Genomic DNA, 22,630 nt, shown 5'->3' on the forward strand with positions numbered 1-22,630 from the left:
CGGCGTGGGATCACCCAACGCCGGAACCGCTCCCGCCCCGCGAGCAGTTTATTGCAGCTTAACGGTGGCGATCGGCTTCGGCACGATGCCGAAATCTTCTTTCAGCTGCTGTTTGCTCTTCATCACCATCTGGCCACGGGTGTCGATGGTCATGTGCTGGGCGTCGGTGTTATACCGGGCCTGCCACAGCATCACCAGCTGCAGGCTATTTTCCTTCTGCTCCGGCGTCAGCGCCACGCCATCCGGCCATTTTCCCAGCTCCACCGCCGTCGCCAGACGCTGGTACACTTCCGGGGTCATGCTGTCGATAATTTGCTCAATATCCATCTTCCGCTCACCTCCGCCTGGAATAATTTGCTGAATCGTTTCTTCAACCCTTAATCTGCTCGCCATTCTGCTCATCAGTGAAGCTTAGCGACGCCGAATTAACACAATAGCGCTCGCCGGTCGGCTGCGGACCATCCGGAAACACGTGGCCGAGATGGGCGTCACAATTTCCACAACGGATCTCAATGCGCTGCATGCCGTGCGAGTTATCGGTCAGATAGCGAATGGCCTCATCGCTTACCGGCTCGTAGAAGCTCGGCCAGCCGCAACCGGAGTCGTATTTGGTCTGGGAGTTAAACAGCGGCGCATCGCACACCAGGCAGTGATACACGCCGTTTTTCTTGTTGTGCAGCAGCCGTCCGGTGAAAGGCGGTTCGGTGCCATGATGCTGCGTCACGTAAAACTGCATTTCGCTCAAGCCGTTTTTCAGCTCTTCCGGGGAGGGTTTATTCGCCATAGGCTTACATCTCGCTTTGCAATGGACTACTTTCGCTCCAATTCTAACAAAACATTAACAATGAAGCGTACACTTTTGTTCTAAACTTATCCGGTGCCCACAGGCAGCCAGATAATTGTGACTTAAATCACGTTTTTATCTTAAATGCCCTTTAAAATTCCGCGCGCAGCCCCCATATGGAATTGGGCTCAAAGGGAGAGTGAGGCAAATCAATCGCGCAAGGCGTGCTCAGGATTGATTTGTCGCAATGATTGACACGATTCCGCTTGACGCTGCGTAAGGTTTTTGTAATTTTACAGGCAACCTTTTATTCACTAACAAATAGCTGGTGGAATATATGACTATCAAAGTAGGTATCAACGGTTTTGGCCGTATCGGTCGCATTGTTTTCCGTGCTGCTCAGAAACGTTCTGACATCGAGATCGTTGCAATCAACGACCTGTTAGACGCAGAGTACATGGCTTACATGCTGAAGTATGACTCCACTCACGGTCGTTTCGACGGTACCGTTGAAGTGAAAGACGGTCATCTGGTCGTTAACGGTAAAAAAATCCGTGTTACCGCTGAACGTGACCCGGCTAACCTGAAGTGGGACGAAGTTGGTGTTGACGTTGTTGCTGAAGCAACCGGTATCTTCCTGACCGACGAAACCGCTCGTAAACACATCACCGCTGGCGCGAAAAAAGTCGTTCTGACTGGCCCGTCCAAAGACAACACTCCGATGTTCGTTCGTGGCGCTAACTTCGACACTTACGCTGGCCAGGACATCGTTTCCAACGCTTCCTGCACCACCAACTGCCTGGCACCGCTGGCTAAAGTTATCAACGACAACTTCGGTATCGTTGAAGGCCTGATGACCACCGTCCACGCTACCACCGCTACTCAGAAAACCGTTGATGGCCCGTCTCACAAAGACTGGCGCGGCGGCCGCGGCGCAGCTCAGAACATCATCCCGTCCTCTACCGGTGCTGCTAAAGCAGTAGGTAAAGTACTGCCAGAACTGAACGGCAAACTGACCGGTATGGCGTTCCGCGTTCCGACTCCGAACGTATCCGTTGTTGACCTGACCGTTCGTCTGGAAAAAGCAGCGTCCTACGAAGAAATCAAGAAAGCCATCAAAGCCGCTTCTGAAGGCGCAATGAAAGGCGTTCTGGGTTACACCGAAGACGACGTTGTTTCTACCGACTTCAACGGCGAAGTTTGCACTTCCGTGTTCGATGCTAAAGCAGGTATCGCACTGAACGACAACTTCGTGAAACTGGTTTCCTGGTACGACAACGAAACCGGCTACTCCAACAAAGTTCTGGATCTGATTGCTCACATCTCCAAATAAGTTGAGATGAATAAGTAATCTGTAAGAGCGACTTCGGTCGCTCTTTTTTTTGTCTGCAGAGATAGGATTGCACAATGATAAATAAAATTTTTGCTCTCCCGGTGAATGAAACCATTTCGCCCGTTATCTCCCGTCGCCAGCTTGACGACCTGGAGCTGATTGTCATCGACCATCCGCAGGTGAAAGCCTCTGTGGCGCTGCAGGGGGCGCATCTGCTCTCCTGGAAACCCGCCGGTGAAGAAGAAGTCCTGTGGCTGAGCAACAACACCCCATTTAAACAGGGCGTCGCCCTGCGCGGCGGCGTGCCGATTTGCTGGCCCTGGTTTGGCCCATCGGCGCAGCAGGGTCTGCCGTCGCACGGTTTTGCCCGCAATCTGCCGTGGACCCTGGAAGGCCATGACGAAGACGACAATGGCGTGATGTTGACGTTTGCGCTCCAGCACAGCGCGGAAACCGTAAAGCTCTGGCCGCACGAGTTCACTCTCTATGCTCGCTTCAAGCTGGGCAAGACCTGCGAAATCGAGCTGGAAGCGCACGGCGAATTCGAGACCACCTCCGCCCTGCACACTTACTTCAACGTTGGCGATATCGCGGCGGTGAAAGTGAGCGGTCTTGGCGAGCGTTATATCGATAAAGTGAAGAATGCCGAAGAAGGCGTGCTGAGCAACGGCGTGCAGACCTTCCCGGACCGCACCGATCGCGTTTATCTCAATGCCGACAGCTGCAGCGTGATCCATGACGATGCGCTCAACCGCACTATCGACGTGGTGCATCATCATCAGCACAACGTAGTGGCCTGGAACCCGGGCCCGGCGCTGTCCGTCAGCATGGGCGACATGCCGGACGATGGTTACAAAACCTTCGTTTGCGTCGAAACCTGCTGCGTGACCCAACCGCAGAAAGCCAGCGAAGAGACCCCTTCTCGCCTGGCGCAGACCATCAGCGTGAAAAAACGCTAACAGCAAAAAGCCCCGTTTCCGACGGGGCTTTTTTTCTCCGCTGGCTGAGGTGCTGATTAAACCATATCCAGCCGGGTTTTTCGCTGCGGCGGCGGATAGAGGCGATCCAGCTGCGCGAGCTCTTGCGGGCTGAGGACGATATCGAGCGCGGCGGCATTCTGCACCACATGCTCAATACTGGCCGCTTTCGGGATCGCCAGCACTCCGGGATGACGAATCACCCAGGCGAGCAGCAGCTGCGCGACTGTCACCCCCCGCGCCTTTGCCATATTAATGATATCGGTATGCTGAAAAAGTCCATTGCGTAAGCGCCCCGCCTGGGCCAGCGGGCAGTAGGCCATCACCGGCAGACTGTGCTGTTGGCACCAGGGCAGGAGATCGTATTCAATGCCCCGCGATGCGAGATGATAGAGCACCTGGTTGGTTGCGCAATGCTCGCCACCCGCCGTCCGCCACAGCGCCTGCATGTCGTCGGTGTCCAGATTGGAGACGCCCCAGCGGCGGATCTTGCCCTCGTCCACCAGCCTTTCCATCGCCTCAACCGTCTCCTGCAGCGGGATATCTCCCCGCCAGTGCAGGAGATACATATCGAGATAGTCGGTCTGCAGCCGGCGCAGACTGTTTTCACAGGCGCGGCGCATCGCCGCTCCGCCGGCATGCCAGGGATAAACTTTGGAGACCAGCACCACCCGGTCGCGCAGGCCGCGGATTGCCTGGCCCACCACCTCCTCCGCCCCGCCGTCGGCATACATCTCCGCCGTATCGATCACCGTCAGTCCGTGGTCGATGCCCGCGCGCAGTGCAGCCACTTCCTGCTGACGCTGCGCCGCATTTTCGCCCATATACCAGGTGCCCAGCCCGATGGCCGGAACCGCCGCCTGCTCGCCAAAGCGTACTGTTTTTTTCACCGTCTCCTCCTCTTTAGCTTTCTGCACCACCATAAAGCAAAACAGGGCACAAGGCCCTGTTTTGATGCATGAAGTGCACTGTGATAATGCACAATCAGAAGGTGTAGGTGATCCCGGTGGAGATCAGGCCGCTCCAGGATTTATCCACCATCGGGCTGTCGGTAATTTCATCCGACAGACGGGTATAGCGTGCAATACCGTATACGCTCCAGTCGCCGAGGAAGCGATAGTTAGCCGACAGCTCCAGATACGGGTTCCAGCTGCTGTCCGGGTCATAGCTGCGCATGCCGCTGCGACGAGACTCGTGCTGTGAGACGCCATAGTAGTATTCGTTCTGATTGTCGCTGTTCCACTCCACGCCAATGCCCGGGGTCAGCGTCAGGTTACCGTTGGTGTAGCGGTACAGCCAGGCGAGATCCCAGTTGATACCGTTGCTGTTATCCAGCGTATCGCCGGCAATCGTCGTGCGCAGGAAGCCATAGGGCGTGTTGTGGACATACGAAAGACCGGCCATCACCGTCGATTTACGTTTATCCAGACGACGCATTTGTTCACTGTCGCTGTCACCCGGCTTGAAGTACATCGGTGACCAGTAGGCCGTAATCGACAATTTATCGTTGGTATCATTCCACAGGTAGTAGCCCCCGCCCAGCCCGTGGAACCAGAAGTTATCGCTCTCATAACTAATGACCGGCACCGGATAGACATCCGCATCATATTGCTTATACGGATGCTCAACGATACCTACGCCAGCCCCAAGAGTGAACTTCCCGTCGGCATGCGCCGCGCTGGCGGACGTCGCAATTAGCACGCCGAGTGCCAGAAGTTTGATTTTAGTCACAATCCATATTCCCGTTGTCAAATAATCAGCCCGTGCAGTTTACCGTCGTAGGTCTCATGCCTCAAATTCTTTACCCGACATGACACAAATCGTTCACTTTCTCACCCTTCTCTTACTATCTGGTGACAACCCGGTGACAGCTTCGCGTCCTGACGAATCAAAAAGCGTCATTTTCAGGATGAGTTATTGATATGTCATTGAAATTGATTTTCTGCGTCATGCAAGATTTCTAAATGCATCTACGCTTAAATTTAGAAGGTGTAATTGCAGGGCACATTCACGCTACTCCACCCGCAACCTGGCATAAGGGTTGCTGGATATCTGGAGAGCGACGTTCAGCTTATGTCTTCCGGGGGCCCCCACTACTCATATGAACGGCTCTCAACCTGTGCTAAAAAACGAAAGGACGGCATGCCATGAATATATTCGATCACTATCGCCAGCGCTATGAAGCTGCCAAGGACGAAGAGTTCACACTGCAGGAGTTTCTTACCATCTGCCGGCAAGATCGCAGTGCCTATGCCAATGCGGCAGAACGTCTGTTGATGGCCATTGGTGAACCCGTCATGGTTGATACGGCTCTCGAGCCGCGGCTATCCCGTCTCTTTTCAAACCGGGTTATCGCACGCTATCCGGCCTTTGAAGAGTTTTACGGTATGGAAGACGCCATTGAGCAGATCGTTTCCTACCTCAAGCATGCCGCCCAGGGGCTGGAAGAGAAGAAACAGATCCTCTATCTGCTGGGGCCGGTGGGCGGTGGTAAATCGTCGCTGGCTGAACGGCTGAAAGCGTTGATGCAGCGCGTGCCCATTTATGTACTGAGCGCCAACGGCGAGCGCAGCCCGGTCAACGATCACCCGCTGTGCCTGTTTAATCCGCAGGAGGATGCGCAGATCCTCCAGAAAGAGTATGGCGTCCCTACCCGCTATCTCGGCACGATCATGTCGCCATGGGCGGCCAAGCGCCTGCACGAATTTGGCGGCGATATAACTAAATTCCGCGTGGTCAAAGTCTGGCCATCGATTCTTGAGCAGGTCGCCATCGCCAAAACCGAACCGGGCGACGAGAACAACCAGGATATTTCGGCCCTGGTCGGTAAAGTGGATATCCGTAAGCTGGAACATTATGCGCAAAACGACCCGGACGCCTATGGCTACTCCGGTGCGCTGTGCCGTGCCAACCAGGGGATTATGGAATTCGTCGAGATGTTTAAAGCGCCGATTAAGGTGCTGCATCCGCTGCTGACCGCCACCCAGGAAGGGAACTATAACGGTACCGAAGGGATCTCCGCCCTGCCGTTCAACGGGATAATCCTCGCCCACTCCAACGAATCGGAATGGGTGACCTTCCGTAATAACAAGAACAATGAGGCCTTCCTCGACCGCGTCTATATCGTCAAGGTGCCTTATTGCCTGCGTATCTCCGAAGAGATCCGCATCTATGAAAAACTGCTCAACAGCAGTGAGCTGACTCACGCACCGTGCGCCCCGGGCACCCTGGAAACGCTGGCGCGTTTCTCGATTCTGTCGCGTCTGAAAGAGCCGGAGAACTCAAGCATCTACTCGAAGATGCGGGTCTATGACGGCGAAAGCCTGAAAGATACCGACCCGAAAGCGAAGTCCTATCAGGAGTATCGCGATTACGCCGGGGTGGATGAAGGGATGAACGGGCTCTCCACCCGCTTTGCCTTTAAGATCCTGTCACGGGTGTTTAACTTCGACCATGTCGAGGTGGCCGCCAACCCGGTGCATCTGTTCTATGTGCTGGAGCAGCAGATTGAGCGCGAACAGTTCCCACAGGAGAACGCCGAGCGCTACCTGGAGTTCCTCAAAGGCTATCTGATCCCGAAATACGCCGAGTTTATCGGCAAAGAGATCCAGACCGCTTATCTGGAATCCTACTCCGAGTACGGGCAGAACATTTTCGATCGCTATGTCACCTACGCCGACTTCTGGATCCAGGATCAGGAGTATCGCGATCCGGATACCGGGCAGCTGTTTGACCGTGAGTCGTTGAATGCGGAGCTGGAGAAAATTGAGAAGCCGGCCGGGATCAGCAACCCGAAAGACTTCCGTAACGAAATCGTCAACTTTGTGCTGCGCGCCAGAGCCAACAACAGCGGACGTAATCCGAACTGGACCAGCTACGAGAAACTGCGCACGGTTATTGAGAAGAAAATGTTCTCTAATACCGAGGAGCTGTTGCCGGTCATTTCGTTTAATGCCAAAACATCCACTGATGAGCAGAAAAAACACGACGACTTTGTCGACCGCATGATGGAGAAAGGCTACACCCGCAAACAGGTTCGCCTGCTGTGCGAGTGGTACCTGCGGGTTCGTAAATCGTCCTGATGCGTCAAGCCCGGCGGTACGCCGCCGGGTCAACTGCAGCTGAATGATGATAAGTAAAGTTGGCTAATGCAGTACAGGAGGGCATATGACCTGGTTCATAGACCGACGCCTGAACGGGAAAAACAAAAGCGCCGTCAACCGCCAGCGCTTTTTGCGCCGTTATAAGGCGCAGATCAAACAGTCGATCTCCGAGGCTATCAATAAGCGCTCGGTAACCGACATTGAGAGCGGAGAATCCGTCTCGATCCCGACGGACGATATCAACGAGCCGATGTTTCATCAGGGTCGCGGCGGCCTGCGCAACCGCGTCCACCCGGGCAACGACCATTTTGTGCAAAACGACCGCATTGAGCGCCCGCAGGGCGGTGGCGGCGGCGGCGGCGGTGGACAGGGGCAAGCCAGCGCCGATGGTGAAGGAAAGGATGAGTTTGTCTTCCAGATTTCGAAAGATGAGTACCTGGATCTGTTATTTGAAGATCTGGCCCTGCCGAACCTGAAGAAGAACCAGCACCGGCAGCTGAACGAGTTTAAAACTCATCGCGCGGGCTTTACCTCGAATGGGGTGCCAGCCAACATCAGCGTGGTGCGTTCGTTGCAGAACTCGCTGGCTCGCCGTACGGCGATGACCGCCGGCAAGCGCCGGGAACTGCGCGCCCTGGAGGAGGATCTGGAGACCATCAGCCGCAGCGAACCGGTGCAGCTGCTGGAGGAGGAGCGCCTGCGTAAAGAGATTGCCGAGCTGCGCGCCAAAATTGAACGGGTGCCGTTTATCGACACCTTTGACTTACGCTACAAAAATTACGAAAAGCGGCCGGAGCCCTCCAGCCAGGCGGTGATGTTCTGCCTGATGGACGTCTCAGGCTCGATGGACCAGGCCACCAAAGACATGGCCAAGCGCTTTTATATCCTGCTGTATCTGTTTCTCAGCCGGACCTATAAAAACGTCGACGTGGTCTATATCCGTCACCATACCCAGGCCAAAGAGGTGGATGAACACGAATTCTTCTATTCTCAGGAAACCGGCGGCACCATCGTCTCCAGTGCCCTGAAACTGATGGATGAAGTGGTGCAGGCCCGTTATGACCCGGCGCAGTGGAACATCTACGCCGCCCAGGCGTCGGATGGCGACAACTGGGCCGATGACTCCCCGCTGTGCCACGAACTGCTGGCAAAGAAAATTCTGCCGGTGGTGCGTTATTACAGCTACATCGAAATTACCCGCCGGGCGCATCAAACCCTGTGGCGCGAGTATGAACATCTGCAGGCGACCTTTGATAATTTCGCCATGCAGCATATTCGCGACCAGGAGGATATCTACCCGGTATTCCGCGAACTGTTTCACAAGCAGTCATCCAAAAGTGAAGCATAGTTAACTGCTCAGCCAGTAAGTCGAGTGACTTGCTGGCTGTTTTTCTCAGACACAAGGCCCGGTGGCACATCCATACATCATGTAAAACGGAAACAACGGGGCCAGGGCAACGGCGCCAAGCGAGCTGATCGTTTTGGTCTTATCATTGATTGATACCACAACGGGGTGCGCTAACTGGTAGGCGGCGGCCAGATCTGACGCGTCCGATGCAGTCCAAAATCCTGTCGCTTTAAACAACACCCCGAGGCGATCGTTATCAATCTGCACCGCATGATACTGATTCACCAGCTCGCTATGCTGCCCGGCATCCAGTTTGCGCTGATCCATCACCACCAGATATTCCGCCGTCACCTCATGTTGTTCCACGACAAAGTTAACCCGCACGCCGGAAGCCTGTTGGTGAAAGCGTTCATAAAAGGTCTTATAACGCTGATATTCCTGCGGCACACCGTCACGGACAAAGCGGTAACTGTATTTCGCTGAGCTGGCGACAATACCGGACTCCGTGGGTTTAACCGCCACAATAGTATCTGTCGGCGGCAAGTTTGGCGTGCTGATACATCCTGCAAGCATCGCCGCCACCACCAGCGATAAGACATATTTCATCATTTTCAGCCGTTCCTGTTCGCGATTTTTTCTATGATAACTGGCGTTTTTTTAACACTCCAGGTACAAATCCCTAACCCTGTGTATCATAACTGCCTAATCTGCTTCAAACATTCGCGCGATCGTCGGCGTTGAACTGTTTCTACTCTCAGGAGCCTGCTATGACCCCTTTTTATCAATTGACGGCCACCCGCCTGCGCGGCCAGCCCCTCTCAATGTCTGACTATACTGGCAAGGTGGTTCTGGTGGTGAATACGGCCAGCCATTGTGGCTTCACGCCGCAATATGCTGGCCTTGAAGCGCTCTACCAAAAGTACGCGGCTCAGGGGCTGGTTGTGCTGGGTTTCCCCTGCAACCAGTTTGGTCAGCAGGAACCCGGCGGTGCGGATGAAATCGAGCAGACCTGTCACGTTAACTACGGCGTGAGCTTCCCGATGTTTGCGAAAGTGGACGTCAACGGCCCTGCCGCACACCCGCTGTTTCGTTATCTGAAACAGGCGTTGCCCGGCATGCTCGGCGGCCGGATCAAGTGGAATTTCACCAAGTTCCTCATCGCTCGTGACGGCACCCCTCTCAGGCGTTTTGCCACGTTCACCTGGCGGTGGCTGGCTGCCCATGCAAGGTAGACGTCGATCTCACGCGGCCAGCAACCGTCTGTTGCTGGCCGATCTTCCACCTGCCCGGTCATCAGCCTACAGCGGCGACACGGCCTCAACTTCATGCTGAAACACGTAGGGGTCGGAGAGGAGTGCGAATGCGTCGTCGTCCGGATAGGTGACCGCGACGTGATAGTCTTCGCCTGCGAAGGCTTTGACCGCCGCAAGATCCTACCAGTAGGTGGCGAGAAAGAAATGCGCCCATTCGCCCTGGTTTTCCTGGCGCACCAGCGCGCCTCGGTTGCCGGGGATACCCCGGGCGTGTTCCACGCCGGTCCGCTCAAGGTGCCGGGCAAACCCCTCGGCATGTTGCAATGGCACACAGCCGTGCCAGGTCCTGACAATCATTTGCGTTCTCCTGTAATGATAAACGTCTCACCCTAACATCGACAGGCATTTCTGGGGGAGTACAACAATGCGGCGCTGGCAACAACACAAAATTATTTTGCCGGACGGGGATATCCTCTCACTCTGCAGTATTTTCAACTGCGAAGCAGCATTGGGCCGAATCTTGCGCGACGAGTATCATTGTTAGCTGGCGCGGAAAAAAAACCGCAACTCGTCCCCCCCGGGCAGTCTTATCGATACACGAGATACCTACGCCCCTTCAGGGCAACGCCAGCCGATCTTGATGGTCCGCAAAGAGAGTGATGAGATGGTCGGCGATAACCCGCACGCGTCTGGACCCGGCCAGGTCGGAATGCATCACCAGCCAAAGTGTTTGATCCGCACCGATCTCCGGCTGCAGGCACTGCAGCCCGCTGGCCCGCGCCATAAAGTGCGGCAGGACGCCCAGTCCAAGTCCCGCTGATACCGCGGAAACCTGGGCCACGAGCGTATTGGCTTCGACTTTACAGGGACGCCCTCGCAGGGTGCGCGCGATCCATTGGGCGGCCGGCAGGTGCTGGTGAGTCTCCGGCCACCCCACAAAGTCCGCCTCGCTCAGCGACAGGCCGTCCGCGCCGGCCAGATAGCCGGCGGCGCCATAGACGCCAAACCCCACCGTCCCCAGCCGCTTTAACGTCAGATGCCCGATGTCAGGCTTAACCATGCGGATCGCCAGATCGGCATCCCGACGGTGCAGGTTCACCGGCTGCACGCCGCTCAGCACCTCCACCCGCAGGTCAGGATAGTGGTCCAGGAGCCCTTTCAGTGACGGCAGAATAAAATGGGTGGCCAGGTTATCCGAGGTGGCCAGGCGGACAACCCCGGCGACATGCCCCTGCAGCTGCGCCGCTTCGCCGAACGCCAGGCCTGCGTATTCCAGCGCCTCCGCCCGCGCGAGCAGGGCTTCGCCATCGTCGGTCAGGCGATAGCCGCTCTGATGGCGGCTGAAAAGCGGGACCTTCAGCGACTGCTCCAGCCGATCCAGCCTGCGGGACACGGTGGCAATCCCCATGTTCATCTTGTCGGCAGCGCCGCTCAGCGTTCCCGCCCGGGCGATGGCGAGGAAGATGCGCGCATCGTCCCAATGAAATTCTGCTGTCATCTCTTTTCCGTTTATGGAAAACGGATCTCCGTTTTCTGCTCTTTTTTATCAATTTTGCAGGGATGATACTGCACGCCACTCGCGGAGACAAACAGGCCATCCGATCGCCTGTGCTCTCCTCACCTGAACGTCCGTGCACCATGCGCGACTTCCCTCTTCTTAGGATACGCCTGATATGAAAGAGATTGCTTTACCCCTTAACCCAACCCCGGCGCGCGTCTGGATAGCCGTCATTGCGCTCGGGATCTGCGCCTTTTCGATCGTCACCAGCGAACTGGCGCCAGTGGGCATGCTTAGCGCCCTGGCGGCGGATTTTCACCAGACGGAATCCGGGATGGGGCTTGCCGTCACCGCCTACGGCTGGGTGGGCGCCCTGGCGGCCCTGCTTTCCGGCGCGATGCCGGCGCGTATTTCACGCAAGGCGCTGCTGGTCGGGCTCATGCTGACCCTGGCGCTTTCCTGCCTCGCGGCGACCCGGTCTTATTCCATGTTCGCCCTGATGAGCGCCCGCATGATTGGCGCCCTGGCGCATGGCGCCTTCTGGGCCTTAATTGGCATCGTCGCCGCGCAGCTGGCGCCGCCGCACCGGCTGGGGTTGGCTACGGCAATCATTTTTGGTGGCGTGTCGGCGGCCAGCGTGGTGGGGGTGCCGCTGGCAAGCTTTATCGCCACTCTGGCGGGCTGGCGACACGCGTTTTTGGCGGTGGCCCTGTTGTCACTGGCCGCAGCGGTAGTGCTGTGCTCGACGCTGCCCGCGCTGGCCGCGCCCACACCCGTCAGGCTACGTGTTTATCGCGATATCTTCCGCAATCCGCTGCTCTGTGGCCTGTATGGTGCCACGGCCTGCATCATTACCGCTCACTTTGCCGCCTTCACCTACGTTGAACCGCTGCTGATAACACTGCAGGGAGTACCGGCGACCGCCCTCTCCGGCCTGCTGCTGTTATCAGGGCTCTCCGGGCTGGTGGGTAACGTTATCGCCGGTAAGCTTATCGATCGTCATCTGAAGGGACTAGTTTTTGCTTCACTGCTGCTGAGCGGGGGCGCGCTGGCGCTCCTCGGCACCGGACGGCTTGCCCCCCTGCCTTTCTGTTTTAGCGGGCTGCTGTTAGCCCTGTGGGGCGCCGGTATCGCGATTGTATTCGTCGGCTTACAGACCTGGCTGCTGCGCAGCGCAGGCGCGGTCGCCCAGCCGGCGTCCGCCATCTATGTGGCTATTTTTAATGCCGCCATCGGCACCGGGGCGCTTGTCGGCGGCCAGCTGATCGCCACCGCGGGCTTGTCAGGCATGGTGTGGCTGGCGGCGGGGATCATGGTGGGCAGTACGCTGCTGATCGCCCTGCTGAAAGCGCCCTCAACCCGCTAAAGGCTGCCCTGTAAAACCGCGTTTTCCCGATCCAGGGTGAAGACCTGCCACGCGACCTGGGTCGCACTCAGGGTAAAAATGGCCGTCGCCAGCGTATTTTCCTCGTCCGGATCGTCGGGAGATAGCCGGTAAATCGGTAACAGCGGATCATGCTGGTCGGAGAGCATCGCTTTCGCTGCTGCCCCATCCAGCGACGGGTTCGACGCCAGCCACGCGTCCAGGCGCTGCTGGCGTGAGCCGGAGCTCCCGGTCACGATCTGTTCCATGCCCTCAAGCTGAGGATGGATCAGATGGTTTGCATGCCCAAAGGTGGCGGTCAGCTCGCGCACTGAGCTGCCGGAGCCAGTAGCTTCCACGCTAAACAGACGGCTATCGCCCATTTGACCCAGCGTGTGGTGAAACGCGCCCGCGCGCGGTGAGGCGGTCAGCAGGCTAATGGCCTCATCTAAGGTGGTGGCATTCAGCGATGCGCGGGCCAGTATCTGGCGCGGCATCCCCTCCGGACGATGCACGGCACGAATGTTGTTGACCGTATTAACTATCCCCTTCTCATTCACCGCGAAGGTGTGCCCGCACAGGGAGCCGGGATAGGCGAAGCTGGTGAAGGCGAGGCCCGCATCCGGCGTCACATGGACGATGGCGCAGTCACCGCGCAGCTGCGGGAAGCCGTCTTCGTTGTGCGCAATAATTAACTCCCCCTCAGCGCTTCTCCCCGCCAGGGTGGTGCAGCCATCCGACGTCGAACGTACCAGATCGCCGCGACAGTTCCAGGCAAACACCTCCTCCACTGGCGCCTGCAGCCCCTCCGCCATGCCCTCCAGCTCCTGCCAGATCAGCGGGAACTGAGCCTGCACGGCTGCGCGCATACGCTGGGTCTGTTCCGCCGTTTTCATGGCGGTGACGGTTTGCCACAGCGCTGTTTGCCTGATTTTAGTATGCCAGGCCTCACGACCAAACGCGCCAAGCTGCTGACCTACCGCACAGGCGGAACCACGGATTGCGATCGTTTTCATATTGTCATCATTCACTTATGTTCAGGATACGTGTTGTAAAAACTCTTGCAGACGCGGATTGCTGCTGGCTGTGAGCAGCACCTCAGGTGAACCATCTTCGGCAATGGTGCCGCCATCGATAAAGATCAACCGGGAAGCGACCTCTCTGGCAAAGCCAATCTCATGCGTCACAATCACCATTGTCATGCCCTCTTCGGCCAGCGAGCGCATAACCTTTAACACTTCATGCCGCAGTTCGGGATCGAGGGCGGAGGTTGGCTCATCAAATAACATCATTTTGGGTTTCACCGCCAGGGCGCGAGCAATCGCCACCCGCTGCTGCTGACCGCCAGAGAGTTGCGCCGGATAGTGGTTAGCGCGTTCACGCAGACCCACGCGGTCCAGCAATGCCAGCGCCTGCTCCCGCGCCGCGGCCTTGCTCTGCTTACGTACGCGAACCGGACCGAACATGACATTCTCCAGGGCGGTCAGATGCGGGAACAAATGAAACTGTTGAAACACCATACCGGCTTCGCGGCGAATATCACACTCATTGGCGTGCGGATCCGTAATATGCATGCCCGCCACCAGCAGCGTGCCCGAGGAGATCTCCTCCAGCTTATTAATGCAGCGCAGCAGGGTCGATTTTCCCGAGCCGGAGGGGCCAATGATCACCACCACCTCGCCCGCTTCAATCTTTAAATTGATATCGTGCAGTACCTGAGTGGCGCCGAAGTTTTTCGCCACCGCGCTAAATTCAACCATGCTCATAAAATATGGATCCTTTTCTCAAGTTGTTTCAGCAGGAAGCTCAGACACAATGTCAACAACAGATAAATCATCGCCACCGCGGTCCACACCTCCAGCGCACGAAAGTTACCGGCAATAATCTCTTGTCCCTGGCGGGTTAATTCCGCCACGCCAATGACAATAAACAGCGAGGTATCTTTTATACTGATAATCCACTGATTGCCTAACGCCGGGATCATTCGCCGAAAAGCCAGCGGCATAATGACATGCCATAATGTACTGCGCGGCGATAGTCCCATCGCCAGGCTGGCTTCTTTAAATCCTTTATTGATTGACAGAATCGCGCCCCGGGTGATCTCGGCAATATAAGCGCCGGAATTAATGACAATAGTGATAATGGCGGCGGGGACCGGGTCAATACGCACCGGCAATACCATCGGAAGGGCGAAATAGATAAACATCACCTGCACCATAATAGGCGTTCCGCGGATTAATTCGACAAACACCAGCGACACCGTTTTGGCTATTTTACCGCCTAATGCGCGGCAGGTCCCCGCCAGCAAACCAATAATTAACCCGCCCAACAACCCTGTTAACGAAATAATCAGCGTCAGCTGCAAGCCTTGCATCAGCAGCGGTAATGCTTCCCAAATATAGCGACTGTCAAAATTCATCATTGTACCCGTCAAGAAAATATGAGGTCGGATCGCGCCGACCTGGCAGGGTTATTTCGGCTGCTTAGCAAACCATTTAACGTAAATCTTATCGTAGGTGCCATCGGCACGCAGGGCCTGCAGCGCCTGGTTTACTTTTGGCGTCAGACTACTGTTTTTCTGCATCGCAAAGCCATACTGCTGTGGCAGAATGCTGTCCGTCTCACCGGTGGATTTGACCTTGCCATTACCCGCCGTCTTCACGTAGTAAAGGACATTTGGCGAATCGTGAACGACGGCATCGAGATTACCGGCCTGCAGGTCAAGATAGGCGTTATCGATGTTCGGGAACTCGATATAATTCGCTTTATATTTGCTTTTCATAAAGCTGGCCGCCGCCGTCCCCTGCTTAAGGCCGACTTTTTTCCCGGTCAAATCACTGAATTTAACAATAGTATTGTCAGTACTTTTCACGGCCATTAACAGATCGGCATTATCATACCCGTCACTGAAATCCACGACCTGTTTACGCGCATCGGTAATGGTTATTCCCGCCATCGCCACATCCAGATTACGCGACTGCAGACCGGGGATCAGGCCGCCGAAATCCATCGGCCTTAATTCGTAGCTGATATGCATTTTCTTCGCGATGGCGTCCCACAAATCGATATCAAACCCGACATATTTATCGCCTTGTTTAAATTCAAATGGAACAAAGGCAGTATCGACACCTACCGTTATTTTATCCTGGGCGGCGGTAGCAAAACTGGCTGAACAGATAACCAATGCCAGTGTGAGTTTTAATTTATTCAATAATCCAGTCATAATTACCCTCAGCGTCAGTGAAATAGCCTACAACGAACGTCAACCTGCGAAATATATCGCCGGAAAAACCAATAATAAGCGCGGATATGCCGGGCGCAGGATTATGCGCCCGAATTAAAACGATAACTTATTCAGAAAACAGCGAGTCAGAGGTATCCGGTGCTGGCGTCTGGGCGCAGTTCATCACCATCGAGAGAAAACTGTAATAACCGTTTATCCCAATCAGATCCACGACCCCCTTTTCGCCCCATAACGCAATGGCCTGCTGCCAGGTATCATCCCTGACCTTTTGCTGTTGATGCAGTTGCTGACAAAAGTCATAGATCACCTGCTCATCGGGCCGGAGATCGTCTGGCGGGCGCTGTTGCTTAATCGCCCGCACCGCCGCGGCAGAAATGCCTTTCTCACGTGCGATTGGCGCATGGATCGCCCACTCAACCGGCTGTGACCAGTGCCGTGCGGTCAGCAAAATCACCAGTTCAGAAAGACGCTGGCCCAGCGCGCTGCGATAACGCAGGTACTCCCCCATGCGCTGGGCATGCGCCATCAGCTCAGGGCTACGCAGCAGCGGTTCAAAAGGCGGCAGCAAGGCGCCGCGCGGCCCATTGATAATCTCTTCCGCTAACTGACGTTGCTGGTCGTCCCATTCTTGTTCCGCCAGGGGCGGTAAACGATTGATCATAATTTCCCTGTCTCTTCGCGGATCACGCTCTCCAGGGTATCGACCACAAAGTCGATCTGCGCCGGGGTGATGATAAACGGCGGTGCGATCAGGATGTGATCGCCATACTGACCATCGATCGTGCCGCCCATGGGATAGACCATCAGTCCACGCGCCATACAGTGTGCTTTGATCGCCGCATGCAGCTTCAGGTCAGGATCGAACGGCGTTTTGTCGTCTTTATCGCGCACCAGCTCGACGCCGGCAAACAGGCCGCGTCCGCGTGTATCGCCGACATGCGGTAACTCACCCAGCACCTCGCGCAGGGCCTTCTGCAGATAGGCGCCCTGCTGTTTGACGGCATCCAGCAAATTATCGCGCGCAATCACCTGCTGCACCGCCAGGGCTGCCGACGCGGCGGTAGCATGACAAATGTAAGTGTGACCATGCTGGAACAACCCGCTGCCTGCCTTCAGCGCGGCGACAATAGTCTCACTCGCCAGTACCGCGCCAATCGGCTGATAGCCTCCACCGAGTCCCTTGGCGATGGCCACTAAATCGGGCACTACGTCGTCTTGTTCAAACGCATGCAGCGTCCCGGTCCGCCCCATACCGCACATCACCTCATCGGCGATATACAGGATGCCGTATTTGTCGCACAGGCGGCGCACGCCTTTCAGATACCCCGGCGTCGGCGGCGTGGCTCCCGTCGTCGCCCCGACGACGGTTTCCGCACAGAAACCGATAATCGTTTCCGGGCCGGCCTCAAGGATGGCTTGCTCCAGCTCATTAAGCAGACGCTCGGTATATTGTTGTTGGGTCTCGTCAGCCCGGCGATCGCGGTACTCGTTGCAGGCTGAGACGCGGATGACATCCATTAATAAGGGGGCAAACTGACGACGGCGCCATTCGTTACCGCCCACCGCCAGCGCGCCCAGCGTATTGCCGTGATAGCTCTGTTTACGGGCGATAAAGCGGGTGCGCGATGGCTGGCCGATCTCCACAACGTACTGCCGCGCCATCTTCAGCGCCGTCTCTATTGCCTCGGACCCGCCTGAGACAAAGTAGGCGTAGTTCAGCTCGCCAGGCGCTGTGCGCGTGAGATGGTCGGCCAGCTGCTCTACGACATCGCTGGTAAAAAAGCTGGTGTGCGCATAGGCCAGCTGATCGATCTGGCGGTGCATCGCCGCCAGCACATCAGGATGCGCGTGCCCGAGGCAGGAAACGGCGGCCCCGCCGCAGGCATCGAGATACGGTTTGCCCTGGGCATCAAAGATATAGGCCCCTTGCGCGCGTGAGGCGACCATCGGCGTGCTACGCAGGCTGCGGTGAATGACATGACTCATACTGGGTTCGGCTCCTGAATCCGCGACATTAATTGAGCGTATCTTGCAGGATCCATTTGGATCACGTCAACGAAATAAAGATATAAATGCATCCATTATTCTTATATCAGATACATTTGAATCATTTATCAGGATTTACCGGGGGACACGTAGGCGCCGGACTCGATAAGGTAGCGTTCGGCATTTTCAATTTTACTCACCGCATCGCGGCCGTGGCGCACCACCAGCATCGCCAGCAAGCATTCTGCCAGCCCCATACCGGAGACCACGGAAGGGAAAAACGACGGGCTATCGATAGAGAACAGCAGCGTGCAGTCTGCCGCCTGCGCTAAGGGGGACACCGGCGAGTCGGTAATGGCGAGGATCTTCGCCCCTGCCTGTCGGGCTGCCTGTAAAACATCCAGTGATTCGCGTGAATAAGGCGCAAAACTGGTCAGTAAAACACAATCCCGGGCGGTCAGCTCACGGGTGAACACTTCGATATTGCTGGCCAGGCCATCGATTAACGATACCTGCCGGTTGAACAGACGATAGACATAAAACAGCGACCACGCGATCGGAAAGCTGGCGCGGAATCCGCAGATATAGACATTCTCCGCGCTATCGAGCAAGGTCACTGCCTGCTCCATCTCCTGCGTATTTTCATTTTGCGTAAAGGCCAGATTCGCCTGATGTGCCTGAAAGACCTCTTGATACAGCTGTGTTTGCGTCCCGCGGGCCATCAGTTTTTCCGCTTTTGATACGTATGTATCATCGCGCAAACCCAGATCGTCAATAAAATCGCTTTTCAGCTCGCTCCAGCCGCGGTAGCCCAGCCGTTGCGCCAAACGCAGCAGCGTCGCCGGTTTTACCCCAGCTTCCGCCGCGAAGGCACGCATCGATAGCACCACCAGCTGGCTGGCATTTTGCAGTGAGAACTCGGCGGCGCGTTGCAGCTCGGGCGACAACTTGCCAAATTCATTAATAATATTTTCCCTGAGATTCATGGCCGCTACTTACTGGTTTTACGTGAAAGCTATCTAATCATATTTGAGATCAAGACTCTATAGGTCCACTCAGCGCCGCAACCACGCCACTGAAACTGACAATCAGCCCCCCGGCGCAGTCCATCAGCCGAGGTGCTTAAGGTGACTCACGACAATAACACCGCGCTGGTCGTTGACCAGCCGTCCAGGCTGAGACCCTTGCCGCGACAGACTGCACTCAGATTTGCGCCAGTCCGCCATCGACATAGATCTCTGCGGCGTTAATAAAGCTCGACTCGTCAGACGCTAAAAACACCACCGTCCTGCCAATCTCCTCCGGCTCGCCCAGCCGCCCGAGCGGTACGTCCGCGGCCAGGGCGTCGAACAAGCCCTGACGATCCGCCTCCGCCACCAGTCCTCCCAGACCCGGAGTACGCACCGGCCCTGGGCTAACCACATTGATGCGGATCCCGCGATCGTTAACCTCCAGCGCCCAGGAGCGCGCCAGGCTGCGTACCGCGGCTTTACTGGCGCTATAGATGCTGAAGTTAGCCGTCCCTTTGACCGCCGCCGTAGAGCCGGTCAAAATCACCGAGGCGCCGTCGGTGAGCAGCGGCAGCGCTTTCTGAACGGTGAACACCACCCCGCGTACGTTAGTGGCGAAAATTCGGTCGACGTGCGCTTCGGTAACGGCGCTGAGCGGCAGCATATCCCCGCCGCCAGCATTGGCAAACAACACATCCAGCCGGCCGGACTCTTCGGCAATGGTCGCAAATACCGCGTCAAGGTCGCTTAACACGCTGGCATCGGCGCGGATCCCCCGGGCGGCGGGCCCGATAAAACTGACCGCCGCATCCAGTGCGTCCTGACGGCGGCCGGTGATATACACCTTCGCGCCCTGCTCCGCCAGCGCTTTCGCCGACGCCAGGCCAATACCGGTGCTGCCGCCAGTCACTAACGCCACTTTATCCGCAAGTTTTTTGCTCATGGTGCATTTCCTTGGTTAGAGTATAAACAGGCCAGGTTCGCGAAAGCGCCCCGCCGGGTATGGAAAGCACTCTAATCGCCTCAGTGAGGCGGAAAAATGGCCTAATCTGAAAAACACTTTTCCCCTCCGTGGATAATGGACGCCCGCTAACCAGGATACAGCGAATAATGGATCGGTTTTCAGCCCTCAAAGCCTTCACCCGCGTTGTCGAAGCCGGCAGCTTTACCCGCGCCGCGGACTCGCTGGATATGCCCAACGCCACGCTCAGCAAAACCATCCAGCAACTGGAAGCGCACCTGGGGGTTTCCCTCCTGCAGCGTACCACCCGGCGTATTACCGTGACGCCGGAAGGACGGGAGTACTATGAAAAAGCCCGCTGCCTGCTGGAAGACCTGGAAGAGATCGACGCGTCTTTCAATACCACCCACAATAAGCCGAAGGGCCATCTACGGATCGCTATCGGCGGGTCGACCGCGTGCGATGTGCTGATCCCGCTACTGGCGGACTTTATGACCTCCTGGCCGGATATCCGTATCGATTTGCAGGTGGCCGATAAACCTGCGGACCTCATCAGCGGTAATATTGACTGCGCCATCCGCGGCGGTCCGATGGAAGACTCGACGCTGATCGCCCGTAAAATCGGCGAGGCGACGCTGGTCACCTGCGCCACTCCTGGCTATCTTCAACGCTACGGCACCCCCGCCTCGCCGGATGAACTCCATCATGGCCACCGGCTCATCAGCTATCTGTCGCCGGCCAGCGGCAGAGCGTTTCCGTTTCGCTTTACGCGTCACGGCGTCAGCACCGAGCTGAAGACAGAGCCCCATCTCGGCATCAATGAGAGCAACGCGCATATTGCCGCTGGCGAGGCGGGCTTAGGCATTGTGCAGACGTTTACCTATTCGCTGAAACCGGCGCTGGCGAGTGGTGAACTGGTGGAGATCCTCAGCGCCTGGCGCCCGGCCCCCTATCCCTTTCACGTCATCTATGCCCGGCACCGGCACGTGCCGCCCCGGCTCCGCGTCTTTATTGACTGGCTGGCGGCAGTGTTTCCGGCCGCGGTACGGGGATAGCGCGCGTTATCTGACGCGGAGCAGGTCCCCGTATCGCGTGGTGTAGCGCGGCGATAGCATCTCCCGCTTCATCTGCCACTGCTGCTGGATCCCCTGGCCGGCAAAATAAAGCGCGCCCTTGCCATTTTTCGCATTCAGCTGGTCGAGAACCTGCATCAGCCTGGCGCTGTTCTGACGTGGAGCAAGCTCGTCGAACAGATTCAGCTGGGCGACGCCCTGGCTGTAGAAATCACCGAGCATCACGCCGGCCTTCTGATAGCGATGCCCCGCTTTCCAGATAGCATCCAGACAGCTCGTCGCCGCGGCAATAATATCCCGGGAGTCCTGCGTCGGCGTCAGCAGCTTTAGCGAGGCGCTGTTGCCGTAATAGGGTTCATTCAGGGCAAAGGGACTGGTTTTGACAAAGGCGGAAACAAACCGGCAGTACTGATGTTCGCCGCGCAGCTTTTCTGCCGCCCGCGCGGCATAGCTGCAAATCGCCTGGCGCATATCCTCATAGGCCGTAATGCGATCCCCGAACGAGCGGCTGCAGATAATTTCCTGCTTAGCGGGGGCAAACTCCTCCAGCGCCAGGCAAGGCTCGCCGCGCAGTTCCCGTACCGTTCGCTCGAGGACTACCGTGAAATGCTTGCGGATAAAGCGGATATCGCTCTCCGCCAGCTGGAGTACTGTACCGATCCCCATCGCTTCGAGCTTTTTGCCGATCCGCCGCCCGATACCCCAGACTTCACTCACCGGCAGCAGCGCCATCAGCTTCCGTTGGCGCTGCGGGCAGGATAAGTCCACCACCCCGCCCGTCTGCCGCTGCCACTGCTTCGCCGCGTGGTTGGCCAGCTTCGCCAGGGTTTTGGTCGGCGCGATCCCGACGCCCAGCGTCAGATGGGTGCGCTGTAGCACCGTGGCGCGGATTTCCCGGCCAAAGTCGGTCAGATCTCTGCAATGGCGCACGCCGCTGACATCGCAAAAGGCCTCATCGATACTGTAAATTTCGCAGCGCGGAGCCAGCTCTTCCAGGGTGGCCATCACCCGGCTGGACATGTCGGCATACAGTTCATAGTTACTGCTGAACGCCACGACGCCGTGGCGAAGAAACGCCGCCTTCTGCTTAAAGTAGGGTTCGCCCATTTTCACAAACGGCTTCGCCTCTGGCGAGCGGGCGATCACACAGCCGTCGTTGTTCGACAGCACCACCACCGGCCGCCCCTTCAGGTCTGGCCGGAAGGCGGTCTGGCAGCTCGCATAGAAGGCGTTCACATCACAATGCGCGAACATGATCAGCCCGCCGCCTTGATGATGTAGGTCACGACGCCGAAAATATCGAGCGTCTCCTCGCGGCCGACCACGATAGGCGAATAGGCCGGGTTCATCGGGTTAAGCTGCACCCGCGGCAGAAGTTGCAGCTTTTTTACCGTAAACTCGCCGCCGACGGCGGCAATCACGATATCGCCATGCTCCGCTTTGCGTGCGCTGTCCACCACCAGCAGATCGCCTTCGTCAATGCCGGCATCGATCATGCTGTCGCCGGCGGCTTTGACAAAATAGGTCGCACTGGGATGCTGCACCAGCAGTTCGTTGAGGTCGATTCGCTTCTCGACATAGTCCTGAGCCGGACTGGGAAACCCGCACTGCACCAGGTCGGCAAAAAAGGGAAAGGAGACCATCTGACGTAGCTCAACCGGCGTGTAAAAGTTCATTTTTTAACCCACCACATAAAT

The 22,630-nt window shown here is 56.9% G+C and carries 24 protein-coding genes and 1 pseudogene; 8 read left to right on the forward strand and 17 right to left on the reverse strand.

From position 1 onward, the window contains the following. Window positions 1–48 precede the first annotated feature (48 nt). Both ACKLKD_RS05535 and msrB read right to left on the reverse strand, forming a co-directional pair. Window positions 49–327 carry a YeaC family protein gene (locus tag ACKLKD_RS05535; RefSeq protein ID WP_004203787.1) on the reverse strand — a complete coding sequence of 93 codons (279 nt, stop codon included), beginning with the start codon at window positions 325–327 and terminating at the stop codon, window positions 49–51. Window positions 328–370: 43 nt separating this feature from the next. Next, window positions 371–784 carry a peptide-methionine (R)-S-oxide reductase MsrB gene (gene msrB, locus ACKLKD_RS05540; protein WP_008807627.1) on the reverse strand — a complete coding sequence of 138 codons (414 nt, stop codon included), beginning with the start codon at window positions 782–784 and terminating at the stop codon, window positions 371–373. Between the two features lie 337 nt (window positions 785–1,121). Here msrB and gapA point away from each other — a divergent pair, with 337 nt between their 5' ends. Together gapA and ACKLKD_RS05550 are read left to right on the forward strand one after the other, a co-directional pair. Further along, complete coding sequence (gene gapA / locus ACKLKD_RS05545; RefSeq protein WP_004203784.1) at window positions 1,122–2,117, forward strand: glyceraldehyde-3-phosphate dehydrogenase; 996 nt, start codon at window positions 1,122–1,124, stop codon at window positions 2,115–2,117. A 74-nt stretch (window positions 2,118–2,191) separates the two neighbouring features. Then, the gene (locus tag ACKLKD_RS05550) at window positions 2,192–3,076 is read left to right on the forward strand and encodes a D-hexose-6-phosphate mutarotase (protein ID WP_025714476.1); all 885 of its coding nucleotides are present in this window, start codon (window positions 2,192–2,194) and stop codon (window positions 3,074–3,076) included. 56 nt (window positions 3,077–3,132) lie between these two features. Here ACKLKD_RS05550 and ACKLKD_RS05555 read toward each other — a convergent pair whose 3' ends face one another. Beyond that, window positions 3,133–3,984, reverse strand: coding sequence for an aldo/keto reductase (locus tag ACKLKD_RS05555; protein WP_025714004.1), 852 nt, complete (start codon window positions 3,982–3,984; stop codon window positions 3,133–3,135). A 94-nt stretch (window positions 3,985–4,078) separates the two neighbouring features. Further along, a complete protein-coding gene (locus ACKLKD_RS05560; RefSeq protein WP_004203780.1) occupies window positions 4,079–4,825 on the reverse strand; it encodes a MipA/OmpV family protein in 747 nt (248 codons plus the stop codon). A 416-nt stretch (window positions 4,826–5,241) separates the two neighbouring features. On the opposite strand from ACKLKD_RS05560, the gene yeaG reads away from it, so the two are divergent. Beyond that, window positions 5,242–7,176, forward strand: a complete 1,935-nt coding sequence (yeaG, locus tag ACKLKD_RS05565) for a protein kinase YeaG (RefSeq protein WP_008807632.1) — start codon at window positions 5,242–5,244, stop codon at window positions 7,174–7,176. Between the two features lie 85 nt (window positions 7,177–7,261). Further along, window positions 7,262–8,545: a YeaH/YhbH family protein gene (locus ACKLKD_RS05570; protein WP_012968476.1), complete on the forward strand. Its 1,284-nt coding sequence runs from the start codon at window positions 7,262–7,264 to the stop codon at window positions 8,543–8,545. A 45-nt stretch (window positions 8,546–8,590) separates the two neighbouring features. On the opposite strand, the gene ACKLKD_RS05575 is transcribed toward ACKLKD_RS05570, so the two are convergent. Beyond that, entirely contained in the window at window positions 8,591–9,154 is a 564-nt protein-coding gene (locus ACKLKD_RS05575; protein ID WP_080897210.1) for a hypothetical protein, read from the reverse strand. 158 nt (window positions 9,155–9,312) lie between these two features. Here ACKLKD_RS05575 and ACKLKD_RS05580 point away from each other — a divergent pair, with 158 nt between their 5' ends. Further along, on the forward strand, window positions 9,313–9,777 hold the full coding sequence (locus tag ACKLKD_RS05580; protein ID WP_087806039.1) for a glutathione peroxidase: 465 nt from the start codon (window positions 9,313–9,315) through the stop codon (window positions 9,775–9,777). Window positions 9,778–9,843: 66 nt separating this feature from the next. Here the strand turns inward: ACKLKD_RS05580 and ACKLKD_RS05585 are convergent. Then, window positions 9,844–10,155, reverse strand: a pseudogene (locus tag ACKLKD_RS05585) (hypothetical protein). A gap of 67 nt (window positions 10,156–10,222) precedes the next feature. On the opposite strand from ACKLKD_RS05585, the gene ACKLKD_RS05590 reads away from it, so the two are divergent. Further along, window positions 10,223–10,342: a hypothetical protein gene (locus tag ACKLKD_RS05590; protein WP_165931811.1), complete on the forward strand. Its 120-nt coding sequence runs from the start codon at window positions 10,223–10,225 to the stop codon at window positions 10,340–10,342. A 72-nt stretch (window positions 10,343–10,414) separates the two neighbouring features. Here the strand turns inward: ACKLKD_RS05590 and ACKLKD_RS05595 are convergent, their stop codons facing one another. Next, window positions 10,415–11,296 (reverse strand): LysR family transcriptional regulator, encoded by an 882-nt coding sequence (locus ACKLKD_RS05595; RefSeq protein WP_080897212.1) that lies wholly within the window; start codon window positions 11,294–11,296, stop codon window positions 10,415–10,417. Between the two features lie 175 nt (window positions 11,297–11,471). Here ACKLKD_RS05595 and ACKLKD_RS05600 point away from each other — a divergent pair, with 175 nt between their 5' ends. Further along, window positions 11,472–12,662, forward strand: a complete 1,191-nt coding sequence (locus ACKLKD_RS05600; protein WP_025714008.1) for an MFS transporter — start codon at window positions 11,472–11,474, stop codon at window positions 12,660–12,662. Here ACKLKD_RS05600 and ACKLKD_RS05605 read toward each other — a convergent pair. From ACKLKD_RS05605 to ACKLKD_RS05640, 8 genes are all read right to left on the reverse strand, one after another. Next, window positions 12,659–13,675 carry a C45 family autoproteolytic acyltransferase/hydolase gene (locus ACKLKD_RS05605; protein WP_087806041.1) on the reverse strand — a complete coding sequence of 339 codons (1,017 nt, stop codon included), beginning with the start codon at window positions 13,673–13,675 and terminating at the stop codon, window positions 12,659–12,661. The two genes, ACKLKD_RS05600 and ACKLKD_RS05605, sit on opposite strands and share 4 nt — an antisense overlap. Window positions 13,676–13,696: 21 nt before the next feature. Beyond that, window positions 13,697–14,419 carry a glutamine ABC transporter ATP-binding protein GlnQ gene (glnQ, locus tag ACKLKD_RS05610; RefSeq protein ID WP_025714010.1) on the reverse strand — a complete coding sequence of 241 codons (723 nt, stop codon included), beginning with the start codon at window positions 14,417–14,419 and terminating at the stop codon, window positions 13,697–13,699. 2 nt (window positions 14,420–14,421) lie between these two features. Next, entirely contained in the window at window positions 14,422–15,078 is a 657-nt protein-coding gene (gene glnP / locus ACKLKD_RS05615) for a glutamine ABC transporter permease GlnP (RefSeq protein ID WP_025714011.1), read from the reverse strand. 51 nt (window positions 15,079–15,129) lie between these two features. Further along, window positions 15,130–15,882: a glutamine ABC transporter substrate-binding protein GlnH gene (gene glnH / locus ACKLKD_RS05620; protein WP_087806043.1), complete on the reverse strand. Its 753-nt coding sequence runs from the start codon at window positions 15,880–15,882 to the stop codon at window positions 15,130–15,132. Between the two features lie 127 nt (window positions 15,883–16,009). Beyond that, a complete protein-coding gene (locus ACKLKD_RS05625) occupies window positions 16,010–16,564 on the reverse strand; it encodes a carboxymuconolactone decarboxylase family protein (RefSeq protein WP_025714013.1) in 555 nt (184 codons plus the stop codon). Next, a complete protein-coding gene (locus ACKLKD_RS05630; protein WP_087806045.1) occupies window positions 16,561–17,889 on the reverse strand; it encodes an aspartate aminotransferase family protein in 1,329 nt (442 codons plus the stop codon). Before ACKLKD_RS05630 ends, ACKLKD_RS05625 begins: the two co-directional genes overlap by 4 nt. Window positions 17,890–18,017: 128 nt before the next feature. Next, window positions 18,018–18,875: a MurR/RpiR family transcriptional regulator gene (locus tag ACKLKD_RS05635; RefSeq protein WP_087806047.1), complete on the reverse strand. Its 858-nt coding sequence runs from the start codon at window positions 18,873–18,875 to the stop codon at window positions 18,018–18,020. Window positions 18,876–19,092: 217 nt separating this feature from the next. Continuing rightward, window positions 19,093–19,842, reverse strand: coding sequence for an SDR family oxidoreductase (locus ACKLKD_RS05640; RefSeq protein ID WP_025714016.1), 750 nt, complete (start codon window positions 19,840–19,842; stop codon window positions 19,093–19,095). Between the two features lie 167 nt (window positions 19,843–20,009). On the opposite strand from ACKLKD_RS05640, the gene ACKLKD_RS05645 reads away from it, so the two are divergent. Then, entirely contained in the window at window positions 20,010–20,915 is a 906-nt protein-coding gene (locus ACKLKD_RS05645; protein WP_087806049.1) for a LysR family transcriptional regulator, read from the forward strand. A gap of 6 nt (window positions 20,916–20,921) precedes the next feature. Here ACKLKD_RS05645 and ACKLKD_RS05650 read toward each other — a convergent pair whose 3' ends face one another. Together ACKLKD_RS05650 and ACKLKD_RS05655 are read right to left on the reverse strand one after the other, a co-directional pair. Beyond that, entirely contained in the window at window positions 20,922–22,187 is a 1,266-nt protein-coding gene (locus ACKLKD_RS05650) for a Y-family DNA polymerase (RefSeq protein ID WP_087806051.1), read from the reverse strand. Window positions 22,188–22,189: 2 nt separating this feature from the next. Then, window positions 22,190–22,609, reverse strand: a complete 420-nt coding sequence (locus ACKLKD_RS05655; RefSeq protein ID WP_025714019.1) for a translesion error-prone DNA polymerase V autoproteolytic subunit — start codon at window positions 22,607–22,609, stop codon at window positions 22,190–22,192. Window positions 22,610–22,630: the final 21 nt, after the last annotated feature.

The sequence above is a fragment of the Klebsiella sp. 10982 genome, from assembly GCF_048589245.1.
Lineage (GTDB): Bacteria > Pseudomonadota > Gammaproteobacteria > Enterobacterales > Enterobacteriaceae > Klebsiella > Klebsiella quasivariicola.